Source organism: Brevundimonas sp., assembly GCF_004210735.1.
Classification (GTDB): Bacteria; Pseudomonadota; Alphaproteobacteria; order Caulobacterales; family Caulobacteraceae; genus Brevundimonas.
Genome location: NZ_SDZL01000014.1, coordinates 18,716 through 38,111, shown reverse-complemented (window position 1 = coordinate 38,111; position 19,396 = coordinate 18,716). Strand labels below are relative to the sequence as shown.

At 62.6% G+C, this 19,396-nt stretch carries 15 protein-coding genes; 11 read left to right on the top strand and 4 right to left on the bottom strand.

Features of this window, described 5'->3' with window-relative positions:
* Positions 1-15 precede the first annotated feature (15 nt).
* Positions 16-2,385, top strand: coding sequence for a glucan 1,4-alpha-glucosidase (locus EON91_RS04705; protein ID WP_292091957.1), 2,370 nt, complete (start codon positions 16-18; stop codon positions 2,383-2,385).
* Between the two features lie 334 nt (positions 2,386-2,719).
* Here the strand turns inward: EON91_RS04705 and EON91_RS04700 are convergent, their stop codons facing one another.
* Entirely contained in the window at positions 2,720-4,420 is a 1,701-nt protein-coding gene (locus tag EON91_RS04700) for a DUF262 domain-containing protein (protein WP_292091956.1), read from the bottom strand.
* 333 nt (positions 4,421-4,753) lie between these two features.
* Here EON91_RS04700 and EON91_RS04695 point away from each other — a divergent pair, with 333 nt between their 5' ends.
* Genes EON91_RS04695 through EON91_RS04680 form a run of 4 tightly spaced genes read left to right on the top strand, consistent with a single transcriptional unit; the run spans position 4,754 to position 11,126 of the window.
* Positions 4,754-6,589, top strand: a complete 1,836-nt coding sequence (locus EON91_RS04695) for an N-6 DNA methylase (protein WP_366250163.1) — start codon at positions 4,754-4,756, stop codon at positions 6,587-6,589.
* The gene (locus EON91_RS04690) at positions 6,576-7,880 is read left to right on the top strand and encodes a restriction endonuclease subunit S (RefSeq protein WP_292091954.1); all 1,305 of its coding nucleotides are present in this window, start codon (positions 6,576-6,578) and stop codon (positions 7,878-7,880) included. Before EON91_RS04695 ends, EON91_RS04690 begins: the two co-directional genes overlap by 14 nt.
* A complete protein-coding gene (locus tag EON91_RS04685; protein ID WP_292091952.1) occupies positions 7,877-10,810 on the top strand; it encodes an HsdR family type I site-specific deoxyribonuclease in 2,934 nt (977 codons plus the stop codon). The genes EON91_RS04690 and EON91_RS04685 overlap by 4 nt, the downstream gene beginning before the upstream one ends.
* Positions 10,811-10,817: 7 nt before the next feature.
* Positions 10,818-11,126, top strand: a complete 309-nt coding sequence (locus tag EON91_RS04680) for a M48 family metallopeptidase (protein WP_292091949.1) — start codon at positions 10,818-10,820, stop codon at positions 11,124-11,126.
* Between the two features lie 178 nt (positions 11,127-11,304).
* Here EON91_RS04680 and tmk read toward each other — a convergent pair whose 3' ends face one another.
* On the bottom strand, positions 11,305-11,925 hold the full coding sequence (gene tmk, locus EON91_RS04675; protein WP_292091947.1) for a dTMP kinase: 621 nt from the start codon (positions 11,923-11,925) through the stop codon (positions 11,305-11,307).
* A gap of 90 nt (positions 11,926-12,015) precedes the next feature.
* Between tmk and EON91_RS04670 the strand changes: the two genes are divergently transcribed.
* The 5 genes from EON91_RS04670 to EON91_RS04650 all read left to right on the top strand — a co-directional run bounded on the left by EON91_RS04670 (position 12,016) and on the right by EON91_RS04650 (position 17,060).
* Positions 12,016-13,353, top strand: coding sequence for a radical SAM protein (locus EON91_RS04670; RefSeq protein WP_292091945.1), 1,338 nt, complete (start codon positions 12,016-12,018; stop codon positions 13,351-13,353).
* 100 nt (positions 13,354-13,453) lie between these two features.
* Positions 13,454-14,845: an HD domain-containing protein gene (locus EON91_RS04665; protein WP_292091944.1), complete on the top strand. Its 1,392-nt coding sequence runs from the start codon at positions 13,454-13,456 to the stop codon at positions 14,843-14,845.
* On the top strand, positions 14,842-15,345 hold the full coding sequence (locus EON91_RS04660; RefSeq protein WP_292091942.1) for a hypothetical protein: 504 nt from the start codon (positions 14,842-14,844) through the stop codon (positions 15,343-15,345). The genes EON91_RS04665 and EON91_RS04660 overlap by 4 nt, the downstream gene beginning before the upstream one ends.
* A gap of 84 nt (positions 15,346-15,429) precedes the next feature.
* A complete protein-coding gene (locus tag EON91_RS04655) occupies positions 15,430-16,077 on the top strand; it encodes a hypothetical protein (protein WP_292091941.1) in 648 nt (215 codons plus the stop codon).
* A gap of 851 nt (positions 16,078-16,928) precedes the next feature.
* Entirely contained in the window at positions 16,929-17,060 is a 132-nt protein-coding gene (locus EON91_RS04650; protein WP_292091940.1) for a hypothetical protein, read from the top strand.
* On the opposite strand, the gene EON91_RS04645 is transcribed toward EON91_RS04650, so the two are convergent.
* The gene (locus EON91_RS04645) at positions 17,032-18,015 is read right to left on the bottom strand and encodes a rhodanese-related sulfurtransferase (protein ID WP_292091939.1); all 984 of its coding nucleotides are present in this window, start codon (positions 18,013-18,015) and stop codon (positions 17,032-17,034) included. The two genes, EON91_RS04650 and EON91_RS04645, sit on opposite strands and share 29 nt — an antisense overlap.
* Positions 18,016-18,255: 240 nt before the next feature.
* On the opposite strand from EON91_RS04645, the gene EON91_RS04640 reads away from it, so the two are divergent.
* Entirely contained in the window at positions 18,256-18,846 is a 591-nt protein-coding gene (locus EON91_RS04640) for a DUF4168 domain-containing protein (protein WP_292091938.1), read from the top strand.
* Positions 18,847-18,880: 34 nt separating this feature from the next.
* On the opposite strand, the gene EON91_RS04635 is transcribed toward EON91_RS04640, so the two are convergent.
* A complete protein-coding gene (locus EON91_RS04635; RefSeq protein ID WP_292091937.1) occupies positions 18,881-19,381 on the bottom strand; it encodes a hypothetical protein in 501 nt (166 codons plus the stop codon).
* Positions 19,382-19,396: the final 15 nt, after the last annotated feature.

The window sequence follows — 19,396 nt, the reverse complement described above, 5'->3', positions numbered from 1 at the left end:
GTGAAAGACTTCCCCATGACCATCTTCAAGAGCCTGATCCTGGCCGGCGCCGCCGCCTCCGTCCTGACCGGAGCCGCCAACGCCCAAGTGGCGCCGGGCGCGCCCGGCGAGACCCCGACCTGGGCCTATGCCGCCAAGGTCGGCGCGGGAACCGCCTATGAGGCCTATGTCGATGGCGCTTATCGCGACGGAGGTCCGACCGGGACCGTGTCCAAGGTTTGGTTCTCCATCGCCGACGGCGTCCTGACCGAGACGATGTACGGACTTATCCACGAGGCCCAGATCAAGCAGCTGCGGCTCGCCGTGATGACCGACGAAGGCCTGGCGGTCGAAGGGACGGACACCGACTTCGCCATCGACTATCTGCACAAGGACGCCGAGGGCCGCCCCCTGTCGCCTGCCTATCGCGTGACGACGACGGACAGGGCCGAGCGCTTCGCCATCGAGAAGCAGGTCTTCACCGATCCGGACCGGCAGGCGCTGGTCCTGCGCGTCACCGTGCAGGCGCTGAAGGGCGGCGCGACGCCCTATGTCCTGCTGGAGCCGCACATGGCCAACACCGGCGTGGACGATCAGGGAGAGGCCGCCGCGACCGGCCTCTACGCCCATGAAGGAAACGTCCATCTGGCCTTGCGCCCCAGCGCCCCGTTCGAGGCCGCCAGCGTCGGTTTCCTGGGCGTGTCCGACGGCCTGACCGGGCTGAAGGCCGGCGCCCTGCCCGCCTATTCGACCACCGGCGAGACGAGCGGGAACATCATGCTGACCGGCGCCCTGCCGCGCCTGGAAGAGGGTCAGAGCCTGAGCCGCGACTTCGTCATCGGTTTCGGCGACAGCCGCGCGGCGGCTGAGAGCCAGGCCGACGCCGCCCTGGCCGTCGGCCTGGACGAGGTGCTGAGGCGCTTCAACGGCGAAGGCGAACACCTGGGCTGGGAGGACTATATCGCCTCCCTGTCCGAACTGCCGCGCCTGGCGGCGCAGAGCACGGACGGCGGCAAGCTGGCCTATTCCTCGGCCCTGATGATCAAGGCCCTGGAAGACCACACCTACGCCGGCGCCCTGATCGCGTCGCTGTCGAACCCGTGGGGCGACACGGTTGACGCGTCCAGGCCCTCGACCGGCTACAAGGCCGTCTGGCCGCGCGACTTCTATCAGGTCGCCATGGCCTTCGCGGCGCTGGGTGACCGTGAGACCCCGCTCGCCGCCTTCCACTATCTGCCGCAGGTCCAGGTCGGCCAGGAAACGCCGGGCAACAAGGGCGACGGCGGCTGGTTCCTGCAGAAGACCCACGTCGATGGCACGCTGGAGTGGATGGCGGTCCAGCTGGACCAGACGGCCATGCCGATCATGCTGGGCCACCGCCTTTGGACGCTGGGCTGGCTGAGCGATGCGGACATGCGCGACATGTACGCCAGGATGCTGAAACCTGCGGCCGACTTCCTGGTCGACGGCGGTGTCGTCGACATCGACTGGAACCAGAACGAGATCCGCCCGCCCTTCACCCAGCAGGAGCGGTGGGAGGAGCAGCAGGGCTATTCGCCCTCCACCACCGCCTCGGTTGTGGCCGGCCTGACGGTCGCCGCCGAGATGGCGCGGGCGGTGGGCGACTCGGCCGGCGCGGATCGCTATCAGGCCGCCGCCGACCGCTATGCCTCACAGATCGAGGCGACGATGTTCACGACCAGCGGCGACTTCGGCGACGGGCGCTACTATGTTCGCATCACCCGCAACACCGACCCCAACGACAAGGCCCTGATCGGCGAGGCCAACGGCCAGATCGCGCCGCCCGAGGACCAGGTGATCGACGGCGGCTTTCTGGAGCTGGTGCGCTATGGCGTGCGAAGGGCCGACGATCCGCACATCCTCGACACCCTGGGCGAGTATGACGACACGGCGCGCGAGGACATGCACCGCGTTCGCTACGACTTCGGCCCCGAGGGCGATCAGACGCCCGGCTGGCGGCGCTATGGCGTCGATGGCTATGGAGAGGACGTGTCAGACGGCAAGGGCTATGGCGTCGGCGGCGTGATGGCGCCTGGCCAGCGCGGCCGGGTCTGGCCCTTCTTCACCGGCGAGCGCGGTCACTATGAACTGGCCCGCGCCCTACAGGCCGGGAGCATCGATTCCGCGACCCTGGACGGCATTCGCCAGACCTATGTGCGGGGCATGGAGCGGTTCGCCAACGCTGGCCTGCTGCTGCCCGAGCAGGTCTGGGACGGCGTCGGCGCCCCTACCCGCCACAATGAGACGATGGGCCAGGGCACCAACTCGGCCACGCCTCTGGCCTGGACCCATGCAGAGTATCTGAAGCTCCTCCGGTCTCTTGCGGATCGCGCGGTCTGGGACCGGTACGAAGTGGTCGAAAAACACCACGCCCATGCCCCATAACAATGGGCTGAGGTCCTTCGGATGTCCCGGCGCTGACCCTTCCGGGCTTGCGACGGCTCCAGCAGAGTGTTCAGAGGCCGGGTCGATCATCGACCTCCAACCGCTGCGTCATGCTGCATGTTCACACGCAAAATGGTTCAGCATCTGCGGAGCCTTCTGGATCGAAGCCCTAACCTAGGGAAGTCCGATACGCGCCAGAAACCGACATTGGCGGTCAGTCGGATTTTGCGACATCCGAAGGTGTCGAGGGCATCAGCTTGCTTGCATTCAGCCAAGGACCTCATCGCCTATCCGAGAGACCGTCTGGTTCCCCTTACGCCAAGAGCGGCCGAATTTATTCGGGGGTCACGCCGAGAAATTCATTCAATCGAATTGCTAGAAGCTTCCGTCTTTCGGCGAGAAAGTCGGAATACTTGGGAAGGTCCAGGAGCGCTGGCTCATTCGGGATGGCTTGAAGCCCAAGAACGTCTGGCCCTTGGCGCTCGATGATTTCCGACAGATAGATTGCCGGCGCTTTATCGCTGATCTTTCGGTTGGTCCGTCCACTTATGAAGGTCAGGTTCGCGATGTCGTCGGCCTCGCGGGAGGTGACGCCGCTTTTCGTGAGCAGGGCCTTAGGGAAGAAGTGGTGGAACTGCAGCTTGTGCTGTGCACCGGAATGGTCGAGCGATATTTGCAGGTTCGAGGTCCAGTCCTTCGCTCCCCCGGCGCGGAAGGCTAGGAACATCGTCTTGAACAGCGAGCTTCGTTGGTCGCGCCCCTCAAGGTCATCGGCCGTTACGCTCAGCCGACCGAACTGCAATCGGACGCGGTCAATGAGAGCTTCGGCTCCTTCTCCTCGATCAATCGTCGCTAGATCCTGGTCCAGCAGGGTTTCACTGGAGCCGCGCGAGAAGCGGCCCTTGGTGTTGGCCAGAAGCGCCCATTGGCGCAACCGGTCCGACTCTGCGGGCGACAGGATATAGCCCGTCGCGTGACCATAGTAAGCGACCACGATCATCAGGAATGGGGACGACAAAAGAGCGGGGCTATCGATGCCGACGTTGCTCTTCAGGAAGTTGATGGCGAACCGCATGCCCTCCGTCGCTTCGGCCCAGCCGGTCTGCAGCTGCTCAAGCGAAAGGCTCGACACGGTAAGGAAGCGGGACTGTCCGGTCGCAAACGCGATCAAGGTTTTCAGGTGAACCCCGAGATCGAGGTCGAAGCCGAGCTTGCCGCAGTCGGCCTGAAACTTTTGGAAGATCTCCAGAGAGTGCCGCCACCGCGCGGTGATCTGGGCCAAGGCAAGGTCTGAGCTGCGCAGTTTTGCGCCGAGCGAGTTTACCCGCACAAATATTTCGGTGACCTCCTCGTAGGACAGGGTCCGTTCGAGAACATCCATACGGTAGACGTATTTGCGTACGCGCCGCAGCTTGGCGAGCCGGTGGGTGTATTTCTCATAGCGTGGGTCGTCAAAACTGGTGATGCCCGCCCTCCTGAGGAAGGCGGTATCGCTTTCTCCTTGAAAGACCTCGGATACCTTCACCCACTGAGGCAGCGCCGCCAGCTTGTTGGTGGCGACTACGAAAGTCATGCGCTCAAAGCGCCTCTGCAGCTCGTCGTCCGTGGAATCGGCTTCGTCGATCTCGGTGGCTTCGTCGTCTGCGTCTTCGTTCACCTCGGTGACGATCTCCTGGCGTTCAGGATGTTCAAGGTTGAACAGCAGTTCGACCGGCTTGACCCGCCCTCTGACCTTGACAGGCTGACCTCGTATGACGGCCGAAAGCGATGTCAGCCGTTGCTGGCCGTCCAGAAGTAGGCGCGTCGCCGCATAGGGGTTGGCGGCCTGGGCGACCGCCATGTCCTGCAACGGCACAGCCTCATTGGTTTCCCAAAGCAGGATCGCCCCGGACGGATAGCCTCGATACAGGGAGTCCATCAGATCGCGCACGCGAGGCGATCTCCACACGTACTGCCGCTGCATCTCCGGGAGACGAAGTTCGCCCCGTTCGACCATCCCGACGAGTTCTTCAACAGTCGCTTCGGCTTTGGCCACGCTAAATCCCTAGACTACCCAGACGCGATTCCCGCATCGAGATCGACCAGATTAGAATTGGACGGCGATGGCAAGGTCGTGACGGATAGACCGAGTGACGGCGTGCTCGGCGAGAGCCTCGAGCTGGCCGCATCCGTTCTTCATATTAGGTACCGTCTTTCGCGCGATCACTACGTCGCGCCGTGGTCCGACCGTCATCGTCGAAGGCATTGAACGCCGAAAGCCCTCGTCGGACAGAACTGAGAGCCTGCGCTTTCAGCATTTTTGCGTCTCGAACCAAATTCACAAAAATCTCCTTGACCGCGCCAAGCTCGATATTGTCATATAACAAACATGACAAACATAGCAAATTTCTCAGCCGTGATGCGCGCAATCCGTTCGAAGCTGGATTTGACCCAAGAGCAGCTCGCGGATCGTCTTGGCGTGTCTTTCGCGACGGTCAACCGGTGGGAGGGTGGCGCAAACAAGCCGCAGGCAGCAGCGCGCGCGGCAATCACAGCGCTGGCGCTTGAGGCTAATGTTGCCGTGGAGGATGGGATCGATGAACGCGATGCCGCAGCCGGCGTGGCAGGCCGAAGGCGCGCGGCGCGGCCTTCGCAGTCTACAAAACCGATGGAGCAGATGCTTTGGGACGCCGCCTGCTCGATCCGCGGGGAGAAGGACGCCGCCAAATTCAAGGACTATCTCCTTCCACTCTTGTTTTTGAAGCGGCTGTCGGATGTCTTTGACGATGAAATCGCGCGCCTTGCGGAGGACTACGGCGATCGCGGTACGGCACTCGACATCGCCGAGGGCGATCACTCGCTCCTGCGTTTCTATATGCCGCCGGAAGCGCGATGGGGCGCAATCAGCGGGCGCGAAGCCATCGAGTGGCCACTGGACGACAAGGGGCAGAGCACGAAGCCTAGGGACATCGGCGAGCACCTAACCAAGGCAGTGCGCGCGGTGGTCAAGCAAAACCCCATGCTGTCCGGCGTGATCGATGTGGTGGACTTCGCCGCCGAGCGGAATGGCGAGCGCGATATCAACCCGGCGAAGCTCCGCCTCGTGGTCGAGACGTTTTCAGATCCGCGCTATAGGCTGGGCTTAGCCGATGTGCAGCCTGACTTCCTCGGGCGCGCCTATGAGTATCTGCTGAGGAAGTTCGCGGAAGGCTCGGGCCAGAGCGCGGGCGAGTTCTTCACCCCGACGGAAGTCGGTTTCCTGATGGCGCATATCATGCGGCCCCGTCCCGGCGAGGATTGCCATGACTATGCCTGCGGATCGGCCGGGCTGTTGGTGAAGCTGCAACTCGTGGCCCGCGAACTTGATCCTACCGCCAAGGTGCCTTTGAAGCTCACCGGTCAAGAACTTCAGGCCGAGAGCTACGCCGTCGCGCAGATGAACGGCATCATCCACGACATGGAGATCGAGATCGCGCGCGGCGATACGATGATCAACCCGAAATTCCGCACCAACGAGGGCAAGGTGCGCGGCCACGATATCGTCGTCGCCAATCCGATGTGGAACCAGCCCTTCGCGCCGGATGTGTTTTCCAACGATCCGTTCGATCGCTTCCGCACCACCGGCGGCGTGACCACCGGCAAGGGCGACTGGGCCTGGCTTCAGCACACCCTTGCCTGCCTCAACGATCACGGCCGCGCGGCGGTGGTTCTCGATACCGGCGCGGTCACGCGCGGCTCTGGGTCGAAGAATGAGGACAAGGAGCGCAACATCCGAAAATGGTTCGTCGATCACGATCTGATCGACGGCGTGATCCTGCTACCGGATAACCTCTTCTACAACACCAACGCCGCCGGCGTGATCGTGGTGCTGAACAAACGCAAGCCTGCAACGCGCAAGGACAAGATTGTCCTGCTGAACGCCAGCAAGCGGCTAAAGAAAGGCAAGCCAAAAAACTACATGCCTGAGGAGGCCATCCGTCCGCTCGCAGCTGCATATCTCAAAGGCGAGCCTGTCGAGGCGGAGATTGCTGTCATCACACGTCAACAGGCCGAAGGGGCCGACTACAATCTAAGCCCGAGCCGATGGGTTGGGCAGTCCAGCTCCACTGAGGTCGGATCGGTCAGTGCGCTTGTCCGTGAACTGAGCGAACTCGACAAAGAAACGCATCGCCTTTCGGTAACAATCTCCAAGCTGCTTGCGGGGCTGATCGATGAGCCTGCTTGATACGCAACTTGGCGGGGATCGGCATTGGTCTCGTGTCGGCGACGGCTATGAAGTGACGAAGAAGCAGCGTGGACTTGGCCGGGCGACTTTTCCGATAATTCCGTTCGCAGCAATGGAAGCCATTCCGCAGGATGGCAGCTATTTGCCTGCCTTCACGATGAAGGCCCCTGATGAGATTGCGAGCGGTACTTACTTCGAGCGCGGAGACGTGCTCGTTGGAAAGATTACGCCGTCGTTCGAAAACGGGAAGCAGGCTCTGGTGCAAGAACTGGCCGCCCCGTTTGGATACGCAACGACAGAAGTGATCCCTCTTCATCCGCGCTCCGATCAACACGACCCGCGACTTCTGTTCTTCTATTTGCTTCACCCTGATGTCCGTCACTACGTTACGGAACGGATGGAAGGATCAACCGGCCGCAAACGTGTGCCTGAAAACGTATTGCTTGATTTGCCCATCCCGGCGATTGACCCGAAAGATCAGCTCGCAATCGCAGATGCCCTTGAAGCAATTCAGCGGGCATCGGCTCTGGAAGCCCATTGCGAGCGGGCATCCTGGAAGCTCAAGCGCGCGGCGATGCGAGAGTTATTCGCGCGAGGGCTACGCGGGGAGCCACAGAAGGAAACCGAAATCGGCACCATGCCGGAGAACTGGCAAGCTCGGCCAATTGTTGATCTTTGCGAAATTCAGAGCGGTGGAACGCCGCGAAAGTCCGTCGCCGACTACTGGATCGGTGAAATCCCCTGGGCTTCGGGTAAAGACCTGAAAGTCCCAACTCTGCATGACACCATCGATCATGTGAGCCGAGAGGGAGCAGAAGCTGGAAGTCGCATCGCGCCTACGGACGCTGTGCTTATCCTAGTTCGTGGCATGGGCCTGGCGAAGGATCTGCCGGTAGCGGTGATTTCACGCCCAATGGCGTTCAATCAGGATTTGAAGGCCCTCGTCTCTCGCGGTGAGTTCTCAGGCACTTACATTCGCTCCGCGATCCACTGCGCCAAGGACCGCCTGCTTTCTCGGATTGTGCCCTCGGCTCACGGCACAATGACGCTGAACCTCGACGACATCGAGACGTTCAGAGTCCCGTGCCCGTCCGATCCGACCGAAGCGGATGAAATCGTTGAAATCCTCAATGCGCTCGACCGTAAGATCGACCTGCACAAGCGCAAACGCGCGCTCCTTGAAAACCTCTTCAAAGCCCTGTTGCACAAGCTGATGACCGGCGAAATCCGCGTGGCCGATCTCGATCTCTCGGCGCTCGGCAAGGCCTCGCTCGAAGGAGTTGCCGCATGAGCGACCTCAAGATCAGCGAAGCCGGCACCGTTCAGTTTCCGATGGTGAAGCACGCCGTCGAAATCGGCTGGACACCACTCACCCCCGAAGTCGCCAAGCAGAAGCGCGGCGGCGAAGCGGGCATGCTGCTGCGCGACGAACTCGAAGCGAAGCTGTCGGAGTTCAATCCCTGGCTTTCGGCCGAGGCGCTGCGCTCGATCATTGAGACGCTCGACGCAATCCCGGCCACGGTCGATGGCAACCGCGAAATGCTGATGTGGCTGCGTGGCGAACGCGGCTGGTACGACGAAGCCGAAAAGCGCCATCGCCGCGTTCAGCTGATCGATTTCGGAAATCCAGACGCGAACGAGTTTCACGTCTCATGGGAATGGACGCTGAAGCCGCCTGCCCGCAAGGGCAACAGGGCGGACGTGATGTTTCTCATCAACGGCGTGCCGGTCTGCATCGTCGAACACAAGAACCCGAAGGACGGCGACGCCATCGAGCGCGGCATCAAGCAACTGCGCCGCTATGAGATCGAGACGCCGGAACTGATCGGCGCACCGCAGATCTTCAACGTCACGCACCTGCTCGACTATTGGTATGGCGTTACTTGGAACGCCACTCGCCGCGACATGGCGCGCTGGAAGCAGACGCCGGACGAGGCCTATCGCTTCGCTGTGCAGGCGTTCTTCGAGCGCACGGATTTCTTGCGCACGGTTCAGCACTGGATTCTGTTCTATGTGCAGGATGGCGAAACGCGGAAGTCGATCCTGCGCCAGCACCAGCGTCGTGCCATCGACGCGATCGTCGCTCGCTGTGCCGATCCCACCAAGAACCGCGGCCTCGTCTGGCACACACAAGGCTCCGGCAAGACATTCACGCTGCTCACGGCCGCGAAGCTGATCCTCGAACAGAAGGAGCGCTTCCAGAGCGGGACGGTGATCCTTGTCGTCGATCGAACAGAGCTTGAAGGCCAGTTGAAGGGCTGGGTCGAGCGCGTGCTCGGCGAGATGCAGAACCAGGATATCGCCATCAAGCGGGCGAACACCAAGGCGGAGCTTCAGCAGCTTCTCGACGCGGACTTTCGCGGCCTGATCATCGCGATGATCCATAAGTTCGAGGCGATCCGAAAGGATTCATCCATCCGCGACAACATTTATGTGTTCATCGATGAAGCGCACCGGTCAGTCGCAAAGGATCTCGGCACCTATCTCATGGCGTCGGTGCCGAACGCCACTATCATCGGCTTCACGGGCACGCCGATAGCCAATACCGAACAGGGCACCGGCACGTTCAAGATTTTCGGTACCGAAGACGAGGCCGGCTTCCTCGACAAATATTCCATCAAGGAATCGATCGCCGACGAAACCACTCTGCCGATCAAGCATGTCCTGGCACCAAGCGAGATGACGGTGCCCGTTGACCGGCTAGACAAAGAATTCTTCGAACTCGCCGCCGCTGAAGGCGTGACGGATATCGATGAGCTGAACAAGGTTCTGGACCGGGCGGTGGGTCTGCGCGCCTTCCTGAAAGCGGACGATCGCGTCGCAAAGGTAGCGGCGTTTGTAGCCGAACACTTCAGAGAAAACGTGTTGCCGCTCGGCTACAAGGCGTTTGTGGTCGCGGTCGATCGCGAGGCCTGCGCCAAATACAAACAGGCGCTCGACAAGCTGTTGCCGCCGGAATGGACCGAGGCCGTATATACCGAGAACGCGGCCGACGTCGTAGATCGACCGCTGGTCGCCCAACTGCAACTGAGTGATGAACGCGAAGAAGATGTCCGCCTTCTGTTCAAGAAGGCCGACAAGGAACCAAAAATCCTGATTGTTACAGACAAGCTGCTCACCGGCTACGACGCTCCGCTGCTCTATTGCCTGTACCTCGACAAGCCGATGCGAGATCACGTCCTGCTTCAAGCGGTCGCCCGTGTGAACAGGCCGTACGTCGACAAGGAAGGCATTCGCAAGCAGGTCGGCTTGGTCATCGATTTTGTCGGCGTGTTGCGCGAACTTAAGAAGGCCTTGCAGTTCGACTCTTCGGATGTTGATGGGGTGATCGAGGATCTCGATCTCCTGATGAAGGACTTTCTCGAAAAGATCGCGAAGGCTTCGGTCGATTATCTCGATGCCGGCGAAGGGGGTGACGCTGACGAACGGCTCGAACGTCTCGTCTATGGTCGATTCCTACAGCCAGAACCGCGAAAGGCGTTCTTCGAGGCTTACAAGGATATCGAAAATCTCTGGGAAATCCTGTCGCCGTCCAAAGAGCTCGTCGACCACATCGGCACCTTCAAGCGGCTGGCGCAGCTCTACGCCACGGTGCGTAATGCCTATGCTGACAAGATCGGGTTTGTGGCGGATCTTGCCTACAAAACGCGCCAGCTCGTCGAACAGAACGCCACGCAGGACGGCCTCGGCCTTTTGACCAAAAGCGTCACCTTTGATGTCAAAACGCTTGAAACCCTTCGTTTAGACAAAGGCTCTGACGAAGGCAAAGTGTTCAATCTTGTCCGCGGCTTGCAGAAGGAGATCGACGAAAGCGCCGACGCCGCGCCAGTGCTCCAGCCGCTTAAGGATCGTGCCGAACGTATCCTCAAAGACTTGGAGAACCGGAACACCACCGGACTTGCTGCGATGGATCTACTCGCCGCGCTCGCGGTGGAGAAAGACGCGGCTTCACAGGCCGCGAAAGATACCGGGCTTACTCCAAAGGCGTTCGCTGCATTCTGGGCGCTTCAAGACAACCCGGCGATGAAGAAAAGTGGGTTAGATGCGCTCGAACTCGCCAAGGAGATCGAAAAGCTTTTGGCGCGGTTCCCGAACGCGCAGGTCAACCCTGACGAACAGCGGCAGCTTCGCGCCTCGCTATATCGACCCCTGATCAGCCTTCCAAACGAAGCCCGCGCTCACCTTGTGGATCTCATTATCGTCAACGTACTGAGCCAATAACTTTATTATGGCGAAATATTTATCAGAACAAGATGCGCTCAAGCAGCGGGTCGCCCGATGGGCAATCACACTTAGGGTCAACCCTCGTCTTATCCGAATCCAGCCGATGAGACGCAAGTGGGGTTCATGCTCTAGAATGGGTACCATTACACTCGCGTTCGATCTTCTCGACCAACCGGAAAGCTTTCAGGATTTCGTCATCGCGCATGAACTTCTTCACTTGCGTGTGCCGAACCATGGCCGGTTATTTAAAGCTCTGATGACCGCCCACGTGCCCAGCTGGCGCTTGCTGGAGGTATCACGGCCGGCCGCCTAAAATGGTACTGATCTGGTCCCGTTCCCAGCCGGAGGGCCCACCCACTGCCAACGTAGGCTGCAATCGCTGTTCCTAGTCACCAGCTGTTGGGCATCGCCCCCGCGATCAAAGGGGGCCGAGGACCGGTGCATTGATCCGAGCACGCCGGACATCGACAGCGGACGCAACGCCTCCGCTTTCATCCCCGGCCGTCCGAGAACCGCGTCCAAAGCTCGCGGTGTATCGCCGCTCCGACCACTTCCTCTGAACCACTGGCGTCGATCAGCCTGCACCGCGCCGGGTCGCTGGCCGCGGCAGCACGGAACCCCCGGCGAATGCGCTCGAAATCCCGGTGCTGCTCGAGGGGATCATCCGACGGTCGGCCGCCTCGGCGTTCGTGGGCACTCACAGCTGGCAGGTCCAGGACGAACGTCAGGTCTGGTCGGACCTCGCCGACCACGGCGTCGCGGAGCATCTCGAAGAGGGCTGTTGGGACGTCAGTCTCGAACACCTGTAAGGCGAAGGTGGAATCGTAGAACCGATCCGTCAGGACCCAGGCTCCATCGGCCAAGGCCGGTATGATCACCGAGCGGACATGGTCGAACCGGGCGGCATTGACGAGAAGCATCTGCTCCATATGCGACATCGGCGGTGCGTCCTTGCGCGTGAAGATCGCCCGCACGACGCCACCCAAGGCCCCACCCCCTGGCTCCTTGGTGCGGAGCACGATCTTACCCTCCCCCTCCAGCCGACTGGCGAGGCGATCCAACTGGGTGGTCTTCCCGCATCCATCGATGCCTTCGAAGCTTACAAATGGCACGGAGTGTCCTTACTTGAGGTTGTCAAACGCAACAGTTCCCCGGTTACACAGCCCATGCAACCCCAAAGCGTCGTGTTCGTCTCGGCGGGAATGCTCGCGCCCAAGAAGCGAGACCACGCGCTGGCGCGTCGCCAGCAGTACCTCAACTACGGCGCACTTACGCTCGCGACCCAGCTTTCGGCAGCTGGAACGCCCGCAATCCTATTCCACGGCGCGCATGACGAGCCGGAGGACCTAGTCGATCGATTGGAAGGGCTAGGCCTGCTTCCATCACGATATCCGGTGATGCTGTCCATGCCGAGCTTCTACGCCCTGTCCTGGACGCAGGGGTTCGCGCGCATCTTGCGCGCGCGCTATCCGCGATCACGGTTGGTCATTGGCGGAAGATGGGTGACCGGCCCGGACCCTGCTTGGCTGCACGGGTTGGTGCCCGAAGCTGATGTCATCGTCCCAGGTCTCGGTGAGGCCGTGATCGGCGGCCTTGTCGGGGCGCCCGCCCCGACGGCGCTCCTCCCGGCCATGCCCGATATAGGTTTGGACCACAGGCTTGTGGAGGACTTCCTGACATTCCAGCCCAGCATCGAGACGTCCAGGGGCTGCGGCATGGGGTGCGCATTCTGTGAGGAAAGGGACATCCCATTGTCGCCACTTCGTCATCCGGCACGGCTTGCCGACCTGCTCGCCGAAACCAGGGCCCAATACGGCGGCGGGGAGATCCATCCGTACCTCCAGTCGTCCTTTTTCCTCCCGAATCCACGCTGGGCAGCGCGTCTGGCCGAAGAGGTCGCAGCTCGCGGCGTCGTGACGCCGTGGCGCTGTGAGACACGGGTCGACGCGATGAAGCCCGAGACGATCGGGCATCTGGCTGCTGCAGGACTGAAGGTGATTGACCTTGGCCTGGAGAGTGCGTCGCCGAGCCAGGTCCTCGCGATGCGCAAAGCCAAGGACCCGGTCAGGTACCTCCGGTCCGCATCCGAACTGCTGAGGGCCTGTCAGGCGAACGGCGTCTGGGTGAAGGCAAACGTCCTGCTCTACGCCGGCGAGACAATGGAGACGATCGCCGAGACACAAGCCTGGCTAGACGATCATGCTGATGCCATCAAGGGGGTGTCGGTAGGACCGGTCGTGGCCTTCGGCCCGCCCTCGACGACGGGGACGTTCGTGGCGGACCTGGAGGCCCTCGGTGCACGGGTCGTCGACCCGGATAGCGCGGGCCGGACGGGCATCACGCGGATCCATCCCAGCGCCACGATCGGGGCAGAGGCCGCGGAGGACATCAGCCTTGGCCTCTCGCGCCGATACATGGATGCCGACGCCTACTTCGAACTGAAGGCGTTCTCCTATTATCCGCGGGGTTACGATCGTCAGGCTTATGACGCGGATATATACGTGTCCGCCAAGGAGAGCCTCCCCTTTCGGACCGATTGAGCCTTGCGGACCTTGAGTTGCGGGATTAGAACAAAGCATGAACGACAGGCGATCCCGGCGCCGAACTTCGCTGCTACCAAGAGGCGAGAGATGAGCTATCGTGAACCACCCGCAGGACGCGAATCGGATCGAAATGTTTCAACGCCTGAGAGACCCGGTCCACGACTTGATCGAGTTCGCCGATTCGCCTTTCGAGCGGATGATCTGGAGCCTGTTGGAGACGTCGGAGTTCCAGCGGTTGCGTCGCATAAGGCAGCTGGGCTTCTCGGATTTCGTGTTCCCGGGCGCGACCCATTCACGGTTCGCGCACAGCGTCGGGGTCTTCCATACGGCCAGGCTGTTGTGCGCGGTGCTGAAGGAGAAGCTTGGCCTAGAATTCAATTCCGATCGGGCGGACGTGGCGATCGCCGCGGCGCTCATCCATGACCTGGGACACGGGCCTTTCAGCCATGCGTTCGAGGACGCGCTCGGCCGGGTGGCCAAGCACGAGGAATGGACCTTGCGGTTCATCCGAGAGACCGCGGTCTACGAGAGACTCAACAGCTACAGGGCCGGCTTCGGGGAGGAAGTTGCTTCGGTATTCACCAGCGAGACATCACCGGACGTCTATTCGTCGGTCGTATCGAGCCAGTTTGATGCCGACCGGCTCGACTACATGCGCCGTGACCGGATGATGAGCGGGACACAACTCGGGGGGATCGACTTCACTTGGTTGGTCCGGAACCTGGAGGTCCGCAAGATCGAGATCGGTTCTGACGACCAGCAGTTCGCCGAGGTCTCCACCTTCGTGCTGGGACCCAAGGCGTTGTGGGCAGGGGAGAGCTATGTCCTGTCGCTGTTCCACCTCTATCCAGCCGTCTATTTCCACAAGACGACGCGAGGTGCGGAGAAGGTCTTCTCCTTGCTGCTACGTGGTTTGAAGTCGAGGATCGAGGAAGGCGGGGTCGATCAGACGGGGCTGAGCGCAACCCACCCGCTGGTCCGGTTCATCCGCGATGGCAGCGCGATCGCGAACTACGCAGACCTGGACGATTCTGTCGTGTGGGGTTCGTTGGCCCAGCTGGCCCAGTCTACCGACCCGATCATCGCCGAATCGGCGCAAAGGCTGCGGACCCGCACGCTCTGCAAGGCGATCGACGTCCGAAGCGCCCTGGGAAATGGTCGGGTGGATGCAGGAGTGGAGATCGAACAGAGGATGCTCAAGTTCAAGCGCCTCTGGAACGAGAAGGTAGGCAACGATCAATCTTTGGTTCACCGAATCCTGATCGATAAGTTTGAGCGGAGTCCATACAAGCGGCGTGGCTATGAGACGACGAAGGGCGGCATTGAACGCATCCACATCCTGGCGAATGATGTTCCCACGGATCTCGCCGCAGTGTCCGATGTCGTCAGGGCGATGCAGCCTTTCCATGGATACCGGATGTACGTGTCTCCCGATGACGACGCGGCCAAGACCCTAGTGCAAGAATTGATAGACGAGGCACGCACATGACCGATTATGAGAACGCCGTCCGGGACGTGATCGCCGCCGCCGGCGGCCGGCTGGTGGGTAAGACCCGTTTGCAGAAAACGGCCTATATCCTCAAGATCGCTGGTCTCAGCCCTGACTTCTCCTACACCTACCATTTCTACGGGCCTTATTCCGAGGATGTGGCCTCGGCGACCAAGGACGCTGTCCTGGACCAGTTGATCATCGAGGATGAGGTCGTGGCCCAATGGGGTGGCACCTTCTCGATCTTCACCACGCCCTACCAAGGTCCCGTGGATGAACGGTCCAGAAGGCTGGTCACGACGGCCTGTGATAGCGATCCAGTGACATTGGAACTCGCCGCGACGGCGGCTTTCCTCAAGGGATCGGGCATTCCCGATTGGTGGGAGGAGACCCAACGGCGCAAGCCGCAGAAGGCGACCGCAGAGCGGTTGGCCCTTGCGAAGGCACTTTGGAACAGGCTCAGGGCCATCCAGACCCCGATTCCGCTCCCGGCCCTCTGAGGCCTACCAGCCCTCTGGCGGCATCGGCTACCCCCGTGGCCACCTTGGGTGCGCGGCGGGCACCCCACGCCCTTCGGGATCAAGATGCCCCTTCGCCTGACCCCCGCCGCGACCGGCAAAATCTATACCACGGCCGCTGATCCAGGCCGGTCCTATCCGGAGTTCCCAGCGCTACCGGGTCGTCTCGCCGTGGGCGTTCCGGTGGCACCCAGCCCTTGGGCCAAGCCCCTCTGTTGCTTCCACAATGTCTCAAATCATCTCGAGGCGTCCCAGGGAGGTATCGTATTTGGTTGGGCGCTGTGGACCTGGCCTGGCGTCAACATCGAGGCGATCCACCACGCGGTCTGGCGCTCCACGGATGGAGCCCTGGTCGACATCACCCCGCCTCCCCTCCAGGTGGCGTCGGTCACCTTCATCGAAGACCAAGACGCGCTCTTCGATGTCAATGACGTCTTGGCCGACGCGAAACCGACGATGACCCACTGGATGACCTCGTCGCTAGCGGCGCAGGCCTATCGCGCCGCCTATGAAGACTACAATTATTTAGACCGAACCACGGGCGAATACCTCAAGAAGCATGGCGAGCGATGGCACCGAGCTGGCGAACAGCGTAGCGCGGCCAGAGCCGCACTGATCCTTGAGCTGGCCGGCGCCTGCGCCAGCGGGGACATGTGCTTCTGTCGCTCGCAGCAGACCTTCGCCAACTGCTGCGGACCGAACTTCACGGCGTGAGCCACAGCCGATCGTGGGTTGCGAGACCGCCGACGGCGACCGGCCCAAGCGCAAGGGCGGTTTGAGGAGCTCAGAACCGACATGGACCCGTTTGTCGCCGCCTCATTAACGCCGCGGACCGGACGCCATCTGGGCCCGAACGCCCATCCTGCAGCACATCGATGTCGGCACCTTCGTGGACTGGTTGGTGGTCCAGCCGCCGGCTGTTCAGCGCGAAGCCCTCATGTCTATCTCGGTGCGGTACGACTCGACGCGCTCGACAACGAACCGGCCGAAGAGCGGCCATGGCTCAAGGCCCTGCGCTCGGCCTTGCTAACGCGCGCCAAGGACATGGGTCCTGTTGGTAAAGACCTGTTTGTAAGCAACATCGGATGGCTGCTCAGCCCGCGGCTGGACGGCCCGCCTGTCCACTGACCAGGCTCACGGTGACTTGTGCTCTCCGACCGGCACCGGTCAGAAGCAGAGATCTGGTCCGGCGACCACTAAGGAAAGTCTTCGTTCTCGAAGGAGACGCTTCGAATGTCCGATGTGAGTCAGAAGCGGACCTTCCCCCCTGCCCTCGCGGTCGCATGAGGCCTTGGCCTCGAAACGGACCTCCTGAGCGTCCGCAACGAGTCAGAGCGCACCTGATACACCGTCTGGATCTGATACGGAGCAGACAGCCGAACGCGTGGGATGGCGCGGGGGTAAGCGGCAGTACAGGCTACTCAGAGCTTGGCATAGCTGCATTGGAGGCGGACACCCTCTCCGCCACCGGCCCCAGACATCCCTGAAATCATCGCCCCTCCGGGCAGACACGGAACGCCTGCGCGGGGATCGACGCCCGGAGGCGGCAAGGCTACGCTTGGGGGATGAAGCGCCCGCCGATCCAGGATGTTCTGCTGATCGCCATCCTGGCCATCGGGGCCATCGGGGCGGCGCTGTCAGCGTTGGCGGTGCTGGCTGCGTTCAGCGTCAGCGTCTACGCGGCGTTCTTCGGCTAGGCGGCTCATCATCGGACCGGCGCGCCGCCTGTCCCACGTGGTCGATGCCCATGCGGTCGGCGATCTGGACCTGGCGGTGGCGTTCGGCATAGCCGGCGCGCTGGTCTTCGGTGCGGTCGGCGTGGCAGCGGTCGCAACAGACGCCCTCGACATAGTGGGGCGACGCTCGCCCTTCCGGGCTGACCGGCATGCGGCATCCCCGGCACAGGGTGTGGTCGCTCTCGGTCAGGCCATGGCCCACCGCTACCCGTTCGTCGAAGACGAAACAGTCGCCGCGCCACAGGCTTTCGGCCTGCGGGATCGTTTCCAGATAGCGGAGCACCCCGCCCTGCAGGTGATAAACGTCCGGCACGCCTTCGGCCTTCAGGAAGGCGGTCGCCTTTTCGCAGCGGATGCCACCGGTGCAGTACATGGCCACCCTGGGCGGGTTGGGCCGGTCCATCAGCGCCGCGCCCTCGGCCCGCCACCAGTCGGGAAACTCGCGGAAGGTCCGGGTGTTGGGCTGGATCGCCCCCTCAAAGGCGCCGATGTCGCCCTCATAATCATTGCGCGTGTCGATCACGATGGTGTCCGGATCGGCGATCAGGGCGTTCCAGTCGGCAGGTGAAACATAGGTCCCGACCTCGCGCGTCGGATCCATGTCCGGCACCCCCATGGTCACGATCTCGGCCTTCAACCGCACCTTCATCCGCAGGAAGGGCATGGCCCCGGCGGTCGAATATTTTACGTCCAGATCGGCGAATCCCGGCATGGCGCGCACGCCGTCCAACAGCCGTGCGATGGCGTCAGCCGGGCCGGCGACGGTGCCGTTGATCCCCTCGTGCGCGATCAGCAGGGTGCCGCGCACCGCGTCGCCGCACAGCGTCTCCAGCCGCGTCCGCACGGCGTCGCGGTCGGCGATGGGCGCGAAACGATACAGGGCAGCGACCTGGACGGGCGACGGCGGCAGGGTCACGAACGGCGGGCTCCGATGGATGGACGCGCTGCTATAGGCGGTCGCGGGCCGGGCGTCAGCAGGAGACAAATCGACGCCTATATTGTGCCACGCCTTTGTCTCGGCGCCATCTGTGGCTAGGGTTATCTCTCTTCCCCCACCCTCCCGGCTCCAGCCCGGGGGAAGATAAGGCGGACCTGTGTTCGTCACCTGGTCGTCTGACGACCTTGCGAATCTGGAGCCCCCGCAAGGAGTAAATCTATGCGAACCCTTCTCATGGCCGCCGCTGCGTCGGCTTTCTTCGGCACCCCCGCCCTGGCCCAGGACGTCGCCGCACCAGCCGCTGCTGAGGCAACCGCCACGGCCTCGGCCCACACCGACGCGCAACTGAAGCAATTCGCCGACGCAATGGACAAGATCCGCGACGTCTCGGCGGGCGTCCAGAACGGCCAGCCCACGCCCGAGCAGCAGACAGCGATGGCCGCAGCGGTCGAGCAGTCGGGTCTGGATGTCGCGACCTATAACGCCATCGCCACGGCCGTGTCGCAGGACCGCGTCCTGGCCGCCCGCGTCGCCGTGGTCGCGGCCGACCCTTCGCCCGCCGGCACCATCGGCGCCGAAGCGACCGAGGCCGAGCTGACCAGCTTCGCCGCCGCCTATGACGAGGTCCGGACCCTGTCGCAACAGATCCAGAACGGCCAACCGACGCCGGAACAGCAGGCCGCCATGGCCGGCGCCGTCGAGAAGTCGGGATTGGCGGTCGATCGCTTCAACGCCATCGCCGGCGCCTTGCCGAACGACGCTTCGCTGCGCGCCCGGGTGCAACTGGCCGACGCCCAGCGCGGCGCCTGACCGGTATCGGGAGCGGTTTCGACCGCTCCCGACCCTATTCCGCCGCGTCCGACGCGGTGTTGAAACGCAGGTCGCGCAGGCGGTCATAGGCGTCGCGGATCATCCACCGGGGCTGATCCGCCCCCAGCTTGGCCATCTGACCGGCCCAGACATCCGCCAGCCCCTCGACCGTCTCGGTGATCCAGCCGGGCTCCTGGCGACGCGCCCAGTCCTGAACGGCGGCGATGTTGAAGATCAGCAGAAAGACCGTGACACAGGCGATCACCCGCCCGGTCCAGCGACGCTCACGCGCGGCGGCGCCGTCTTCGTCCAGCGGGGGCGCCGGCGGAAACGCAAACCGGCCCAGCGCAGCCAGCGCCCCAGCCGTCGGCAGGTCGTGGGCGTCCGCCTGATTGTTCCAGTCGCTGGGCGGGTCGGCTGGCGGCGGCGCGACCGGGGCGTCCGGGATCACATCCATCAGGGGCGGAAACGGCGAGGGCGTCAGCGCCGTAGGGAACGGGCCGGGCGGCGGGTCGTCGTCGTGATGATCGCTCATGGTCGCCTCCCTCCC

What these genes read in the sequence shown, in the direction of transcription:
- EON91_RS04705 (WP_292091957.1), top strand. Translation starts at nt 16, where the DNA reads ATGACCATCTTCAAGAGCCTGATCCTGGCCGGCGCCGCCGCCTCCGTC.
- EON91_RS04695 (WP_366250163.1), top strand. Translation starts at nt 4,754, where the DNA reads ATGACAAACATAGCAAATTTCTCAGCCGTGATGCGCGCAATCCGTTCG.
- EON91_RS04690 (WP_292091954.1), top strand. Translation starts at nt 6,576, where the DNA reads ATGAGCCTGCTTGATACGCAACTTGGCGGGGATCGGCATTGGTCTCGT.
- EON91_RS04685 (WP_292091952.1), top strand. Translation starts at nt 7,877, where the DNA reads ATGAGCGACCTCAAGATCAGCGAAGCCGGCACCGTTCAGTTTCCGATG.
- EON91_RS04680 (WP_292091949.1), top strand. Translation starts at nt 10,818, where the DNA reads ATGGCGAAATATTTATCAGAACAAGATGCGCTCAAGCAGCGGGTCGCC.
- EON91_RS04670 (WP_292091945.1), top strand. Translation starts at nt 12,016, where the DNA reads ATGCTCGCGCCCAAGAAGCGAGACCACGCGCTGGCGCGTCGCCAGCAG.
- EON91_RS04660 (WP_292091942.1), top strand. Translation starts at nt 14,842, where the DNA reads ATGACCGATTATGAGAACGCCGTCCGGGACGTGATCGCCGCCGCCGGC.
- EON91_RS04655 (WP_292091941.1), top strand. Translation starts at nt 15,430, where the DNA reads ATGCCCCTTCGCCTGACCCCCGCCGCGACCGGCAAAATCTATACCACG.
- EON91_RS04650 (WP_292091940.1), top strand. Translation starts at nt 16,929, where the DNA reads ATGAAGCGCCCGCCGATCCAGGATGTTCTGCTGATCGCCATCCTGGCC.
- EON91_RS04640 (WP_292091938.1), top strand. Translation starts at nt 18,256, where the DNA reads ATGCGAACCCTTCTCATGGCCGCCGCTGCGTCGGCTTTCTTCGGCACC.
- EON91_RS04635 (WP_292091937.1), bottom strand. Translation starts at nt 19,381, where the DNA reads ATGAGCGATCATCACGACGACGACCCGCCGCCCGGCCCGTTCCCTACG.